The 15,554-nt window shown below is 64.4% G+C and carries 10 protein-coding genes and 5 tRNA genes; 2 read left to right on the forward strand and 13 right to left on the reverse strand.

Going from position 1 to position 15,554, the window contains the following annotated elements:
• The 12 genes from HMPREF9440_RS12300 to tig all read right to left on the reverse strand — a co-directional run.
• On the reverse strand, positions 1–1,318 hold a 1,318-nt coding region (locus tag HMPREF9440_RS12300; protein WP_008543786.1), incomplete at its 3' end, for a DNA gyrase subunit A.
• A 10-nt stretch (positions 1,319–1,328) separates the two neighbouring features.
• On the reverse strand, positions 1,329–3,308 hold the full coding sequence (locus tag HMPREF9440_RS09680) for a DNA topoisomerase IV subunit B (protein WP_008543788.1): 1,980 nt from the start codon (positions 3,306–3,308) through the stop codon (positions 1,329–1,331).
• A 270-nt stretch (positions 3,309–3,578) separates the two neighbouring features.
• Entirely contained in the window at positions 3,579–5,474 is a 1,896-nt protein-coding gene (locus HMPREF9440_RS09685) for a SurA N-terminal domain-containing protein (RefSeq protein ID WP_040765601.1), read from the reverse strand.
• Between the two features lie 137 nt (positions 5,475–5,611).
• Positions 5,612–5,688, reverse strand: a tRNA-Asp gene (locus HMPREF9440_RS09690).
• A 99-nt stretch (positions 5,689–5,787) separates the two neighbouring features.
• Positions 5,788–5,864, reverse strand: a tRNA-Asp gene (locus HMPREF9440_RS09695).
• A gap of 161 nt (positions 5,865–6,025) precedes the next feature.
• Positions 6,026–6,102, reverse strand: a tRNA-Asp gene (locus HMPREF9440_RS09700).
• Positions 6,103–6,295: 193 nt separating this feature from the next.
• Positions 6,296–6,371, reverse strand: a tRNA-Val gene (locus HMPREF9440_RS09705).
• Between the two features lie 47 nt (positions 6,372–6,418).
• Entirely contained in the window at positions 6,419–6,691 is a 273-nt protein-coding gene (locus tag HMPREF9440_RS09710) for an HU family DNA-binding protein (RefSeq protein WP_008543792.1), read from the reverse strand.
• Positions 6,692–7,248: 557 nt separating this feature from the next.
• Entirely contained in the window at positions 7,249–9,747 is a 2,499-nt protein-coding gene (gene lon / locus HMPREF9440_RS09715; protein WP_008543793.1) for an endopeptidase La, read from the reverse strand.
• Between the two features lie 74 nt (positions 9,748–9,821).
• Positions 9,822–11,120, reverse strand: coding sequence for an ATP-dependent Clp protease ATP-binding subunit ClpX (gene clpX / locus HMPREF9440_RS09720; protein ID WP_008543794.1), 1,299 nt, complete (start codon positions 11,118–11,120; stop codon positions 9,822–9,824).
• A 12-nt stretch (positions 11,121–11,132) separates the two neighbouring features.
• Positions 11,133–11,717, reverse strand: a complete 585-nt coding sequence (clpP, locus tag HMPREF9440_RS09725; protein ID WP_008543796.1) for an ATP-dependent Clp endopeptidase proteolytic subunit ClpP — start codon at positions 11,715–11,717, stop codon at positions 11,133–11,135.
• A gap of 234 nt (positions 11,718–11,951) precedes the next feature.
• On the reverse strand, positions 11,952–13,292 hold the full coding sequence (gene tig, locus HMPREF9440_RS09730; protein WP_008543798.1) for a trigger factor: 1,341 nt from the start codon (positions 13,290–13,292) through the stop codon (positions 11,952–11,954).
• Between the two features lie 330 nt (positions 13,293–13,622).
• Between tig and HMPREF9440_RS09735 the strand changes: the two genes are divergently transcribed.
• Positions 13,623–14,213, forward strand: a complete 591-nt coding sequence (locus tag HMPREF9440_RS09735) for a hypothetical protein (protein WP_008543800.1) — start codon at positions 13,623–13,625, stop codon at positions 14,211–14,213.
• A 51-nt stretch (positions 14,214–14,264) separates the two neighbouring features.
• A tRNA-Leu gene (locus HMPREF9440_RS09740) sits at positions 14,265–14,348 on the forward strand.
• 104 nt (positions 14,349–14,452) lie between these two features.
• Here HMPREF9440_RS09740 and HMPREF9440_RS09745 read toward each other — a convergent pair.
• A complete protein-coding gene (locus tag HMPREF9440_RS09745; protein ID WP_008543801.1) occupies positions 14,453–15,448 on the reverse strand; it encodes an urease accessory protein UreE in 996 nt (331 codons plus the stop codon).
• Positions 15,449–15,554: the final 106 nt, after the last annotated feature.

A 15,554-nucleotide genomic window follows, 5' to 3' on the forward strand; every position in this document is an offset into this window, starting at 1 on the left:
AGATGGAGCGGATCTCGGAGCGCGACGAAATGATCTGCCCGCCGCAGGGGAAGTCGGGAGCCGGCATCACGTCCAGAACGTCTTCCAACGTCGCTTCCGGCTTTTCAATCAGAAGCTCGCAGGCCGCGGCCACTTCCGTGAGGTTGTGGGGCGGAATCTCGGTCGCCATGCCGACCGCGATCCCCGAGGCGCCGTTCAGGAGCACGAAGGGGAGCTTGGCGGGCAGTTCGACGGGCTCTTCAAAGTTCCCGTCGTAGTTCGGCACGAAGGAGACCGCGCCCTGGTCGAGTTCGTCCAAAAGAAGTTCGGCGATGGGGTTGAGGCGCGCTTCCGTGTAACGCATCGCGGCCTGCTTGTCGCCGTCGCGCGAGCCGAAGTTCCCTTCGCCCACCACCAACGGGTAGCGCAGCGAAAAGTCCTGCGCCATGCGCACCATCGCGTCGTAGACCGACTGGTCGCCGTGGGGGTGATATTTACCGAGCACGTCACCCACGACGCGCGCGGACTTCACCGCCTTGGCGCCCATCAGTCCCATGCGGAGCATGTCAAGCAGAATGCGGCGCTGCACGGGCTTCTGCCCGTCCGAGACCTCGGGGAGCGCGCGGGCCTTCACGACCGACATCGCGTATTCGAGATAGGCCTTCGAGGCGTAGCGGGCGAGCGTCAGCGCACCGTCCTCTTCGACGTCGGCGCTCATCACGTCCGTCATCACGCGGGGGACGGCGCCCTCGGCTTCTTCCTCTTCCTCATCGCCCTCATCGCCCTCTTCGCCTTCGCTCTCCTCTTCGGAAGTTTCGGAGGTTTCGGCGGCTTCGACGTCGCCATCCCCGGCGGCGTCGGCGGACGCCGCAGCGTCGCCTTCCTCGGCATCGGCGGGTTCGGCGGATTCGGCGGATTCGGCTTCAGCCTCTTCGGCGGGGATCTCTTCGGGCGCTTCCGTCGCCTCGGGCTCCAGGACGGCCGCATCGGCCTCATCGGCCTCATCGGCCGCCTCGGCTTCTGCGGGTGCCTCCACGGCTTCCGGTTCGGGCGTCTCGGGTGCCGCTTGAGGTGCGGGTTCAGGCGTTTCGGATGCGGCAGGCACCGGCATCTGCGCCTCGTCGAAGAGCGCGGGGACGTCGAGTTCGAGCACCAGCTGCCCGGACGCTTCCGGCGCGGGCTTCTTCGCCGCGCGGGTGCGCTTCGCCGCGGGCTTCGCGGTCTTCGGTTTTTCGGTCTTTTCTTCCGTCGCGTCGGCCGACTTCACGAGGCCCACCTCGCCGAAGAGCGTGCCTTCCCAGTCGATCGACACGTCGCTCATTCCCTTCTTCTTCGCCATGGTGCGCTCCTCAAACGTCCGTTTCGGCGGCGTCGCCGTAGGCTTCCATCCAGCTGCGGCGGCCGTTGACGCGGTTGCCCGCCATCAGGAGGTCCATCACCGCGGTGGTCTCGGCTTCGCCCATCGTGCCGAAGGAGACCGGCAGGAGCCGGCGCGTATCCGGGTGCAGGGTCGTCTCCGACAACTGTTCGGACTTCATCTCGCCCAGCCCCTTGAATCGGCTGATGCGGAGCTGCTCGGGCTTGTAGCCTTCCTTCTTCAGCTGATCCTGCGTGCGGGAGAGCTCACGGTCGTCGAGGCAGTAGATCTTGCGCTCGGCCTTCCTGCCCATCTTCGGGACGTCGACGCGGTAGAGCGGCGGCATCGCCACGAAGACGTGCCCGGCTTCAATGAGCTTCGGGAAGTGGCGGTAGAAGAGCGTCAGCAGGAGCACCTGAATGTGCGAGCCGTCGACGTCCGCGTCCGAGAGGATGCAGATCTTGCCGTAGCGAAGACCTTTGAGGTCTTCGCCCCCGGCCTTCTCGTGGGGGTCCACGCCGATCGCGACCGCGATGTCGTGGATCGTGTCGGACCCGAGGAGCGTCCCCGCGTCCTCCTCCCACGTGTTGCGGATCTTGCCGCGAAGCGGCAGCACCGCCTGGAATTCCTTGTCGCGGCCGGCCTTGGCGGAGCCGCCCGCCGAGTCGCCTTCCACGATGAAGAGCTCGTTGCGGGAGATGTCGGTCGACTCGCAGTCGGTCAATTTGCCGGGCAGCACCGCGACGGTGGAGCTCTTCTTCTTTTCGTACTTCGCCGCCTGGCGCTGGCGCGCCTGCGCCTGCGCGACGATGTGTTCGGCGATCTTCTTCCCTTCCTCGACGTGCTCGTTCAACCAAAACTCGAACTGAGCGCGCGCGAAGCTGGAAACCAAGCGCATCGCTTCGCGGCTCGTGAGCTTTTCCTTGGTCTGGCCCTGGAACTGCGGATCCAAGACCTTCGCCGAGAGAATGAAGTTGGCGCGCGAGATCACGTCGTCGGCGACCACCTTCACGCCCTTCGTCTGCAGCCCGTGCACCTCCATGAAGGCGCGGATCGCCTGGAAGAGCCCGTCCTTCAACCCCGACTCATGCGTGCCGCCCTGGGGCGTCGGGATGAGGTTGACGTAGCTCTCGCGGGTCAAGGGTCCTTCGGTCGTCCACGCGACCACCCAGCCGGCGCCTTCGCCCACGGCGAAGCCTTCCGTCTGGGCGTCGGCGTAGCCCGACGCTTCGAAGGGCTCCACGAGGGGTTCGCCGCGAAGTTCGCTTTGGAGGTACTGCGCGAGCCCGCCCTCATACTTCCAGACGAGCTCCTCGCCCGTGCGCTCGTTCTTGTAGACGACTTCACAGCCGGGAAGGAGCACCGCCTTGCTGCGCAGCAGCCGCACGAGTTCCGCCGCAGGAATCGTGGGACTGTCGAAATACTTGCCGTCCGGCCACGCGGTGACGCGCGTGCCCGTCTGGGACTTGGGGCGCGGGCTCTTCTTCAGGGTGAGCGGCTCGACGACGTTCCCGTCCGCGAAAGCGAGGTTCGCCTCCTGGCCTTCGCGCCAGACGGTGACTTCCAAACGGGTCGAGAGCGCGTTCGTGACCGAGACGCCCACGCCATGGAGACCGCCTGCGAACGAGTAAGGGCCCGCACCGTCCGTCTTCGCGAACTTCCCGCCCGCGTGCAGACGCGTAAAGACGAGCTCGACGACCGGGGCCTTCTCTTCGGGGTGCATGCCGATCGGAATCCCTCGGCCGTTGTCCTCGACCGTGATCCCGCCGTCCGCGCGCACCGTCACCGCGATGCGCGAGCAGAAGCCCGCGAGCACCTCGTCGGTGGCGTTGTCGACGACCTCCTGAATGATGTGCAGGGGGTTGTCCGTGAGGGTGTACATGCCCGGGCGCTGCTTGACGGGCTCCAACCCCTTCAAGACCCGGATCGACCCGACGTCGTAGTCCTCGGCCCGACTCGTTTTGTTCGCCATAGTCCAATAAGAGCGGCCGACCCCGTCACGGGACCGGCCGCCCCTTTCCAATAGGTTGCATTCAGTGTTGGGCAGGCCCTGCGCGGCAAAACGCGCGGACCACTTCCCATGCGGCTCACACATTTTAACAGGGCCGGAAATCGGGACGCCCGGGGTCCCTCCGGATGCGGAAAACCCCGGCAATCCTCTACGGAATCCGGGGTTTTTCGGGGAAGCGCCCGGGCGGGATCCGCCCGGGTCTTCTGCGTCATGGCGTCATGACCTTTCGGCTCAGGGCGCAGTCTTGGTGCCCTCGATCACCGAGCGGTTGAGGATTTCGCTCCCCAAAACGCCCTTCAGGGCTTCGAGGTAGCCGCGGCGGTCGCTTTCGCCGTAGATCGAGGCGACTTCGCGGGCGAGGCCGGCGAGTTCCGCATCGGTGGCTTCCTTCAACTTCGCCTCTTCGACGTAGCCGATCAGGTAGGCACCGCCTTCGACCTGCATGCCGACGAAGGCCGGGAGCTGCTCGGTCGGGACCGACACTTCAAGATCGACGAACGCGGCGGGCTGGCCCTGCATCTGCTGGCGCGAGACCCAGACGGGTTCGCTGAAGCCGTCCAACTTCTTCGAAGCCTTCACTTCCGCGAGCTTCTTCTCGCCGTCGGCCTTCGCCATCGCGGAGGCGCGCTCCAGCTTGATCGCGTCGACGATGCGGGACTTCACGTCCTCAAAGGGACGCACGGTCTCGGGCTTGTACTCGACCACGCGGGCGGCGACCAACGTGTTGGCGCTCACTTCGATCGCGTTCGAGTTGCGCTTTTCTTCGAGGCACTCGGAACCGAAGAGCGCTTCGGCGACGTGCTCGGTGATGATGCGGCCGAGCTCGGGGTCGGTGACGCCCGTGCGGGTCACGTTGTCGATCGTTTCGATCTTGAGACCGAACTTCTCGGCGACGGGCCCGAGGCTGTCCGACTGCTCGTAGACGAGGTTCGTGAATTCGTCGGCGTGTTCCCCGAACTGACGGATCGCGGTCTGTTCGGCGTATTCGGCCTCGATTTCGGGCTTCACTTCGTCGAAGGTCTTGCCGCGGGCTTCGTGGATGTCCGTCACGTAGATGATGTGGTAGCCGAATTCGGTTTCCACCGGGCCCACGATGTCGCCCTTCTTCGCGGCGAAGACGGCGTCCTCGAAGGGCTTGACCATGAGGCCGCGGCCGAAGAAGGAGAGGTCGCCCCCTTCGGCGGCGCTGCCCGTGTCGGCGGAATTCTTCTTCGCTTCGTCGGCAAAGGACGCGGGATCGGCCTTCACGGCGGCGAGGATCTCTTCGGCCTTCTTCAAGGCGGCCGCCTTGTCGTCGCCGAACTCGATGAGGATGTGGCTCGCACGGCGCTCTTCCGGGACCATCCAGCGCGACTGGTTCTGCTCGTAGTAGGTCTTCAGATCATCCGGGTTGGGCGCTTCCGCCTTGAAGTCGGCGGGCGAGAGGACGACGTACTCGGCCTTGACGTGTTCGGGCAGGAGGAAGTCCTTCTGGTGCGCGTCGTAGTAGGCCTTGGCTTCGTCGTCCGTCACCTTGATGTCTTCGACGTAGTCGGTGGCGTTCACGATGAAGGCGCGCACGCGGCGCTCTTCCGTCAAGATGCGGAAGTAGTCCTGCACGAGGGCCTTCGGCACGGGGTACGTGGCCGTCACGCCTGAGAGAACGGTTTCCTTCGCGAGGTCGCGGCGGACTTCGGCGACGAACTGCTGGTCGCTCTTGCCCTGACTGCGCAGGAAGTTTTCATAGAGTTCCGGCGAGAACTTGCCGTCCTGCTGAAGGGCCGAGGCGCCCTTGATCAGCATGATCGCCTGCTCTTCGGAGACCTGCACGAAGTTCTTCGCCACGGTCTGCGAGACGGCGGACTCGTCCATGAGGCCCTTCAGGATGGCTTCGCCCGCTTCGGGGTTGTCCAACATGTTCGCGCGGAAGTTTTCGCCCATCGTCTGACGGAGCTGCTCCAGCTGCTGGCGCTTCGCCATGTCGAACGCTTCGGGCGAAATCGAGACGTCGCCCACCTTGGCGATCGAATTGTCGGCCTGCGTCATGCGGTTGTAGGAGTAGATCCCCGTCACGACGAAGCTCGGAATAATCAGCACCATGGCGATGAACATCAGCCAGCGCTTGTGGTCACGAAATGCCTGAAGCATGAAGCGTCCTTCGTTTGCGGCTCCTCCGGGCGCGACCCGCAGGAGCATTCAGTCCTAAAAAACAAGCGGTCGGCCGCAGGGCCGGGCCGAAAAAAAAAGGCGAACCGCATTCGGTTCGCCTTCTTTCGAGAATTCGTTGGCGGAGTGGACGGGACTCGAACCCGCGACCCCCGGCGTGACAGGCCGGTATTCTAACCAACTGAACTACCACTCCACGCTTTCGCGTTTGAGGCGTCTACCGCAGTCCGGTTATTCTACCGAACTTGCCGCTCGATGGGGATCGTTGCGTTTTCACGTCAATGACCCGAAGTGTTGGCGGAGTGGACGGGACTCGAACCCGCGACCCCCGGCGTGACAGGCCGGTATTCTAACCAACTGAACTACCACTCCGTTTCGAGCGTCGGCATCAGCCTAGAGGATGAATTATACGGCTTCGGTATCTTTTGTCAAGAAACTTTTTCCGTACCGCCCGGCGTCCCCATGGCGCCCGAGCGTACCCCGTTTGGGTTCCCTCTTCCGCTCGGGTTCCGGGGTCGGAACTCGGGGAAGGTTGGCGGAGTGGACGGGACTCGAACCCGCGACCCCCGGCGTGACAGGCCGGTATTCTAACCAACTGAACTACCACTCCAGCCGACTTGAACCGGCCGAAGCCGATCAAGGGAAAGCGAATTATACGGGAGAAACCCGCGCTGTCAACACCCGCTCGAAAAATTTTTCCGGAGTACCCACTCCACCTCTTCTTCGGGGGCTCCGGACGAAGAAAAGCCCCGCAACGGGTACGGGGCTTTTCGTGAAGGCTTGCCGCTTCTTCAGGATTCTTGTGGTGGGTGCTGAGAGTCTCGAACTCCCGACCTACGCCGTGTAAAGGCGCCGCTCTGCCAACTGAGCTAAGCACCCCCGGAATCCGAGAGCGGGGGCTTCTTTCGCGTTCGGCGAAGAATGCCTTACTTCACCATGTCCTTGAGGCCCTTGCCGGCCTTGAACTTCGGCTGCTTGCAGGCGGCGATTTCCATCGGTTCGCCGGTGCGGGGGTGACGGCCCATGCGGCTGCCGCGTTCAGACACGGAGAAGGTGCCGAAGCCGAGGATGGAGACGTCTTCGCCCTTGGCGAGGGATTCGCCGATGGCCTTGATGAAGGCGTCGATGGCTTCGCCGGCCTTGTTCTTGGAGATGTCGGCCTTCTGGGCAACCAGTTCAATGATTTCGGACTTGTTCATAGCTCGTTGTCGACGCCGCCCTTTGCGGAAACATTCCGCACGGCCTGCGCCGCTCCTTATGGTGTGTTGAAACGCGGGCGTTCGCCGTCGCGGGCTCCACCCACCCGGCGCTCCCCACCGGAAGCGCCACGATCCTGACCGGTCGACGGGCTCCGGCGGCACGGTCGGATCGCATCCCTGTGCCGGCCCGGGCAGTGCTTCTCCTCTCGGAGATCCCGCCATCCCTGACCCGGGACGATTCAACCGAAACGCCCGTTCGCTTCCCCGTCCCACGCCTGCCGCAAGGCCGGCGCTTCCCGGGGAGCCGCGATACGTCGCATTGTAGCGGGAAATGGCCGAAAAGCAAGGAAAGTCGGGGCCTCTCGGGGCACCCGAGGGTTGCGGAGAGTTTCCCCGGAAGTTTCCGCCGCCGCGCACCATTCAGGCAAAATCCTTGTAAATCAAGGAAAAAACGCCCGGAACATGATATTCCGGGCGTTTTCAGCACGTTGCGAGTCGTTCTCAGGAAAATTGTCTAGAGGGTGCGAAAGCCCACGGTGACAGGGTTTCCTGACAAATCAGACCGTCGCCGACGAGGGGCGCTTCTTGGTGCCGCGGCGGGGCTTCGCGGGCGGAGCGGCGAGCTCGCCCACGCCTTCGGTCGGCGCCTTTTCCGCCATCTCGACCGTCTTCGGAAGAGGCTCGGGCATGCGCACGAGCGCATGGTGGAGCACCTCTTCGATGCGGCGGACCGGGACGATCTCCAGGCCCTTCAGGTCGTCCGCGGGGATTTCCGTCAGGTCCTTCATGTTTTCGTCAGGGATCAGGACCTTCTTCACGCCGCCGCGAAGCGCCGCGAGAAGCTTTTCCTTCAGGCCGCCGATCGCGAGGATTTCGCCGCGCAGGGTGATCTCACCCGTCATGGCGACGTCCGAGCGGACCGGAATGCCGGTGAGCGTCGACACCATCGCGGTCGTGATCGCCGCACCCGCCGAGGGGCCGTCCTTCGGGATGGCGCCTTCGGGGAAGTGGATGTGCCAGTCGGTCGTGGAGAAGACGTCGCTCTTCAGACCCAGCTGATCGGCGCGCGCACGCACCACCGAGCGGGCGGCTTCGACGGATTCCTTCATCACGTCGCCCAGCATCCCGGTGCGCACCACGTTGCCCTTCCCGGGGAAGGCGACCGCTTCGATCATGAGGATGTCGCCGCCGACTTCCGACCAGGAGAGCCCGTTGACGATCCCGACCGCCGGGTCGCGCTGCGACTCGGTGATCGAGTAGCGGCGAACGCCCAGGTAGGTCGCGATGTTCTCGTTCGTGACGACGACGGGGAGTTCGGTCTTCTCGGTCTTTTCTTCCAAAACCGTGAGGACGATCTTGCGGAGCACCTTCCCGATCGAGCGCTCGAGACCGCGCACGCCCGCCTCGCGGGTGTAGTAGCGGATGATCTCGCGCACGGCGCTCTCTTCGACGCGGACCTCATCTTCCTTGACGCCGTTGGCGCGCATCTGCTTCGGCACCAAGTGACGGAGCGCGATGTGCACCTTTTCGTCTTCGGTGTAGCCCGAGAGCGAGATCACTTCCATGCGGTCAAGAAGCGCGGGCGGAATGTCGTAGCTGTTCGAGGTTGCCACGAAGAGCACGTCCGACAGGTCGTACGGGCACTCGACGTAGTGGTCTTCAAACGAGTTGTTCTGCTCGGGGTCGAGGACCTCGAGGAGCGCCGCCGACGGGTCGCCGCGGTGGTGCGTCCCGATCTTGTCGATTTCGTCCAGAAGGAACAAGGGGTTCCGAACACCCGCCTTGATCAGGTGCTTGATCACCTGACCGGGCATCGCGCCCACGTACGTGCGGCGGTGCCCGCGGATCTCGGCTTCGTCCGAGACGCCGCCCAGGGCCATGCGCACGTATTCGCGGTTCGTCGCGCGGGCGATCGAGCGCCCGAGCGAGGTCTTGCCCACGCCGGGGCCGCCCACGAGGCAGAGAATCGGGCTCTTCACCTTGCCGACGCGCTTCTGCACGGCGAGGTACTCGAGGATGCGCTCCTTCACCTTTTCAAGGCCCCAATGATCCTCTTCGAGGACCTGACGCGCACGGGCGATGTCCTGGTTGACTTCGCTCATCTTCGTCCAGGGGATGTCAATCAACGTATCGACGTAGGAGCGCACGACGCTCGCTTCGGAGCTCGACGCGGGCATCGCGCCCAAGCGGCGGATTTCGGAGAGCGCCTGCTCTTCGACGTGCTTGGGCATCTTCGCTTCGCGCACGCGGCGCTCAAGGCGGCGGGCCTCGTCGCCTTCCTCCGCGTTCTCGTCGTCCAACCCCAACTCCTTGCGGATGGCCTTCATCTGCTCGTTGAGGTAGTACTCGCGCTGGTTCTTCTCCATCTGGCCCTTGACGCGCATCTGGATGCGCTTCTCGATCTGGCCGCTCTCCAGCTCCGTCTGGATCGACTTGATGAGGAACTCGAAGCGGTCGATCGGGTTCGTCATTTCGAGGAACTCGATGCGCTTGTTCGTGGGCAGCGCGATGATGCCCGCGACGATGTCGCAGGCGACGACGGGGTCCGCCTCATCGCGGACGGTCTGGAGGTGCTCCGCCGGGATCTTGCGCGCGTTCTCGGCGTATTCGGCGAGCACGGCGTCGAGCGTGCGGCGGTGCGCCTGAAGTTCGGCCTCGGGGACCTCTTCGGTCGGGATCTCTTCGGCGTAGGCCGAGAGGTAGCCTTCCGGGGTCACCTCGATGTCGCGCACGCGGATGCGCGAGATCCCGTGCACGAGCGCCTTGACGCTGCCGTCGGGGAGACGGAGCATCTGGCTCACGCGCCCGATGACGCCGACGTGCCAGAGGTCGGCGTCCTTTTCGGGATTGTCGATCTCACGGTGACGCTGCGTCACGAGGAGCGCATGCGAATCGAAGTTCTCCATCGCGTGCTCGGCCGCGGAGACCGAGAGCTGACGCGACATGAAGACGGTCGTCATCGCATTGGGACCGACCACCATGTCGCGCAGCGGAACCACCGGGAAGCGGCCCGGCAGGGGCGCCTTGCGCTCAGCGTTGGATTGAATCTTGTTCAAAGTGGTGTACCTGTCGAAAAGGGTTTGGTGCTTCTTATATGGGGACGAGGGACCCCGGTTTCAAGCACCCGTTTTCAGGCGCTGCGGAGGATCCGCTTCAGAGGTTCCTTCTTCTCGACGGCGTCGGCCGTCACGACGACCTTCGCGACGTCCTTGAGATCGGGGATCTCGAACATCGTGTCGACGAGGAGCTCTTCCAAAATCCCGCGCAGCCCTCGGGCGCCGGTCTTCCGCTCGATCGCGCGGCGCGCGACGGCGCGAAGCGCCTCGGGTTCGAACTCAAGTTCGACGCCTTCCATCTCGAAGAGGGCCTGGTACTGACGCACCACGGCGTTCTTGGGTTCGGTGAGGATGCGCACGAGCGTGTCTTCGTCGAGCTTATCCAAAGAGGTGATCACCGGAAGGCGGCCCACCAATTCGGGGATCAGCCCGAACTTCACGAAGTCCGACGCCTCCACGTCGCGGAAGAGGTCTTCGCGTTCGCGCTCCTTCTTCCCGTGGACCGACCCGTTGAAGCCGATCGTGCTCTTCGCGTTCTTTTCGCGCAGGATGCGCTCCATCCCGTCGAAGGCCCCGCCGCAGATGAAGAGGATCTGCGTCGTGTCGGCTTCGACCATCTGCGCGGTCGGATTCTTGCGCCCGCCCGACGCCGGGAAGCGCGCGACCGTGCCTTCGATCAGTTTGAGGAGCGCCTGCTGGACGCCTTCGCCCGAGACGTCGCGCGTGATCGAGGGGTTCTCGCTCTTTCGCGCGATCTTGTCGATTTCGTCGAGGTAGATGATGCCGCGCTCGGCCTTCTTGACGTCGCCGCCCGCCGCCTGCACGAGGCGCGCGATGATGTTTTCGACGTCTTCGCCGACGTAGCCCGCTTCCGTCAGGGTCGTCGCATCGGCGATCGCAAAGGGAACGCCCAACTTCTTCGCGAGGCTCTGCGCGAGAAGCGTCTTGCCGCACCCCGTGGGCCCGATCAGAAGCACGTTCGACTTCTGGAGCTCCACCTTGTCGGCGACGTCGACGCCGCCTTCGTCCAAGGTCTTCAGACGCTTGAAGTGGTTGTAGACGGCGACGGACAACGTGCGCTTCGCGCGCTCCTGCCCGATCACGTAGTTCTCAAGGTGCTCGTAGAGCGCCTTGGGCGTGGGGATCGGCTGCGAGGAGTCCCAGCCCGCGGACGCGTCGGCGGGCTTCTCGCCCGGCTTCGCCGCGTCCTTCGCAGGGACGTGCGCATCCTTGCCGCCGCGCTTGTTGACGAGTTCTTCGAACATCTCGCGCACGCAGGCGTCGCAGATGTAGCAGCCCGCACGGTCGCCCTGATAGAGCGTGCGGGCGACGCGTTCGCTCGTGCCGCAGAACGAGCAGTAGTGTTCAGCCATCGGAATTCCTTGTTACTTGCGGTGCGTGAGGATCTCGTCGATCAGACCGTACTTCAGGGCCTCTTCGGCGCTCATGAAGTTGTCGCGGTCCGTGTCGCGCTGGAGTTCCTCGACCGTGCGGCCGGTGAATTCGGCCATGAGTTCGTTCATCTGGCGCTTGATCAAAAGGAGCTGGCGCGCGCGGATCTCCACGTCGCTCGCCTGCCCTTCGGCGCCGCCCAGGGGCTGGTGGATCATGATGCGCGAGTGCGGGAGCGCGTAGCGCTTGCCCTTCTCGCCCGCTGCGAGGAGGAACGCCCCCATGCTCGCGGCCATGCCCATGCAGATCGTGTTCACCTTCGGGCGGATGAAGCGCATCGTGTCGAAGATCGCCATCCCGGCGGAGACGCTCCCGCCCGGGCTGTTGATGTAGAGCGAGATGTCCTTGTCCGGGTCTTCGCTTTCCAAGAAGAGCAGCTGCGCCACGATGAGCGAGGCCGACTGGTCGTTCACGTCGGTATTGAGGAAGACGATGCGGTCGCGCAGCAGCCGCGAGTAGATGTCGAAGCTGCGTTCGCCACGCCCGGAGCTCTCAACAACAATGGGCACAAGGGACATCTGGGCCTCTCTTGGGAAATGGTTCGTTGGTGTTCGTTTCACCGCAGTTTGAGGACTGCGGGAAGATGGATTATGGACGAGTTGCGGGGAGCGTGCACGGCCCTCCACAACCCGAAAAGAAAAAGAGACGCACGGAGTACGCACGCCTCTTTCTCCCGAGGTAGGTCCTTCGGACGTGGGGGCGGAAACGCCCCCATCCCTTCAGGACCCGTCCGTTCAGACCGGCGGAGCCGATCAGAACTTGTTCGCCATCACGTCGTCGAACTCGACGGCGACGTCTTCGGTCTTCGCGTTCGCGAGGATCCATTCCGTCACCTTCGTTTCGAGCGCCTGACCCGCGATGTTGTTACGGCGGTTGGCGTCGTTCATGAGGTAGTTGACGACTTCTTCGGGCTGTTCGTACGAAGCGGCGATGCCTTCGGCGATCTTGCGGACGTCTTCGTCGGCGACCGTGATGCCCTTTTCATCGACGAGCTTTTCGACGAAGAGCGAGAGGCGGATGCGGCGTTCGGCCTGATCCTTGAAGACGAGGCCCGAGGGCTTCGGGAACTTGGAGACGTCCATGCCGCGGGCGGCGAGGTCGCGCATGGCCTGTTCGGCGAGCGCTTCGCATTCGTTGTTGAGCACTTCGGCCGGGACGCGGAACGTGAGCGTCTTCGAGACGGCTTCCATCACGCCGCCCTTCGTCTGGGCTTCGATGCGGGCGGCGATTTCGCGTTCGAGGTTGGCGCGGATTTCGGCCTTCATCTTTTCGACGCCGCCTTCGACGCCGAGACCGGCGGCGAATTCGTCATCGATGGCGGGGTAGGAGGGTTCGGCGACTTCGAGGACTTCGACTTCGAATTCGACTTCGGCGCCGTTCAGATCCTGGATGCCGTAGTCGGCCGGGAACGTGAGCGGGAAGGTCTTCTTTTCGCCGGCCTTCATGCCGCGGACGGCTTCTTCGAATTCGGGGAGCATGCGGCCCTGGCCGAGAACGAAGACGTAGCCTTCGGCGGTGCCGCCGTTGAAGGCTTCACCGTTCTTCGTGCCCTTGAAGTTGAGCTTGACGCGGTCTTCGTCGGCGGCGGCGCGGCCTTCGGCGACGTTGTAGACGGCGCGCTGCTTGCGCATGACGTCGATCGTCTTTTCAACGTTTTCGTCCGTCACCGTGCAGGTGTAGCGCTTCAGTTCCATCGCGGCGAAGTCGGGGAGCTCAACGTCCGGGAAGACTTCAAAGGTCGCGACGAAGACGAGCGTGTCTTCGTTGTCGGCGGCGGGACGGGCGTCGATGCGGGGCGTCCCCGCGATGCGCAGACCGGATTCCTGAGCGGCCTTGGCCCAAGCCTGGCCGACGAGCTCGTTCAAGGACTCGTCGTAGGCCTGCATGCCGTACATGCCGCGAACGTGCTTCATCGGGACGTGGCCCTTGCGGAAGCCCGGCATGCGGGCGTTCTTCGCGAGCTTCGTCAGGCGGTTTTCAACGGCGTTGTTGAGGTCCGCGGCAAGAATCTTGAGCTCAAGGGTGCGCTGCAGGGGATTTTCTTCCTGAGCGGCTTCAACGGTCTCAACGACCTGTTCGTTCTGTTCGGTCATCGCAAAACTCTTTTCGTGATGTGCTTGCCGGCCCGTCGGCGGGCGGGAAGCGTTTGGGAAAAATGGCGCCGACGGGATCGGAAGACCAGTGTCGGCGCATCGCTTTCTTCATCGTTGGTCCGCCGGGCGCAGAGCAAACCCCTGCGCGCCGCGAACGGCGTGTCGAATTGACGGATTATAACGGAGCGGGTTTTGAGCCGCCCGCCCGGAACCCAACCTTCACGGATCGAAAGCCCCTGAAACATCTCCATTTCGGCTTCCGCTACAATCCGGACCGCGCCTCACGCGCGCGGGGTCTCCTCCTCAACTTCTCCCACGCCGCTAACCTTTATGCTGCAACGCCTTCCGCCGACCGGCCTTCGTCTTCAATTCGCCGCCCTGGGGCTTCTCGGTGCGGTTCTGCTTTCGGGCTGTGCCGTCCCCACTCAGGTTTCCCCCGGGAGCCCCGACGGGATGGATCCGGTGAAGATGCAGGAGGACGCCGCCCGGCGCGAGCGCGTCGCCGCGCTGGAAGCGCAGTTCAGGAGCGTCGGCGTGCGCATGCGCGCGATGTGCGTCTCGCCCGAAAACGCCCCCTACTTTCGGAAGACCACGTGCCTCGCGTCCGCGATCACGGACGAGATGAAGGAGGACCGCTCGAAGCCCACCGCCGCGCAGAAGAAGGCCGCGCAAAACGTCTTTCGCATCACGCATGAGTTGAACGAAGAGACCCGCTCGATGATGGTCCAGTCCGGGATCCCCGAGTACGTCGACAAGGCCTTCGCGAGCCGCACGTACGCCGACCCGAAGATCAACGCGCTCCAGCAGGACTTCCTTCACGATCGTCTCACCTGGGGCGAGTACAACCGTGCGCGCGCCGCGTTGGTCGACCGTCCCGAGGACGGAGGCGATGCGGCCGGCGCCGCTCAAAACGCGCCCTGAATCCGCTAGAATAGCCGCTCTCCGAAACGGGCCCGCCCTGGCCGGAGACCTGCGGGAGTGGCGAAATTGGTAGACGCACCAGGTTTAGGTCCTGACGCCTATGGCGTGCCGGTTCGAGTCCGGCCTTCCGCACCAGAACACAAAAAATCCCCGAAGGGCACGCTCGCCTTTCGGGGATTTTGCTTGTCGGACTTTCGCCCGGAAGGGCCGGCCGCGCCGGGCCTCCCGCGAAGTCGGTCTCAGTGACCGCCGCAGCCGCAACCGCAGCCGCCTTCCTTCTTGCCGTGACCGTGGCCGCCGCAGCATTCGCCTTCACCGTGGTGATGGTGGCGGCCTTCGCCGCCGCAGCCGCATTCACCTTCTCCGTGGTGGTGATGGTGGCCTTCCCCGCCGCAGCAGCATTCGCCTTCGCCGTGATGGTGGTGTTCGTGGCTGCCGCAACCGCAGCCGCACTCCTCTTCACCGTGGTGGTGATGGTGGCCTTCGCCGCCGCAGCAGCACTCGCCTTCACCGTGATGGTGGTGGCCGTGGCCGCCGCAACCGCATTCGCCTTCGCCGTGGTGGTGATGGTGGCCTTCGCCGCCGCAGCAGCATTCGCCTTCACCGTGATGGTGGTGTTCGTGACCGCCGCAACCGCAGCCGCACTCTTCCTCACCGTGGTGGTGATGATGGCCGTGACCACCGCAGCCGCACTCGCCTTCACCGTGATGATGATGGTGGTGGCCGCCGCAGCCGCATTCGCCTTCGCCGTGATGGTGATGATGGTGGTGCCCGCCGCAGCCGCAACCGCAGCCGCCCGCGTGGGTCTGGCGGAAGACGATCGGGTTGAAGGCTTCTTCGGCTTCGGCCACTTCAAGGCCGATCATGCCGAGCATCTTGGCGATGTTCGGGAGCGGAAGAACCATGAAGCCGTCTTCGGAGGGCGCCACGCGCACGCCGCGGTTGATGAGGGCGCCGGCGGCTTCGCGCAGAAGGTCGATGTCGCCCGTCACGCGCAGCACCGGTTCGACGGCGGGACGCACCGCCCAGAATTCACCCTTCTCGTCGACGAAGCACTCGCCCACTTCGAGGGGACGGCGCTCTTCGACCGCGATCGTCACGGTCCCTTCGGCCGTTTCGATCGTTTCGGGCCAGACTTCACGCTCGGCGCTCGTCATCACGAGATCGTGGGCGCGCTCGAGGATCGTCTGAGCCGGCGCGGCTTCAGGAGGAAGAAGCTTGGTGAGTTTCGTCATTTTCTGTTTCCTGTACGTTGTCGGCGGCTGCGCGTTTCGGGAAGCGGGCCGCGTGCGCAACGCCCGGGGCGCGTGAGCTCACTGGCTCCCCGCGGGCCGGGCGTCG

Origin of the sequence: Sutterella parvirubra YIT 11816 (genome assembly GCF_000250875.1) — a bacterium.
GTDB classification, from domain to species: Bacteria; Pseudomonadota; Gammaproteobacteria; order Burkholderiales; family Burkholderiaceae_F; genus Sutterella; species Sutterella parvirubra.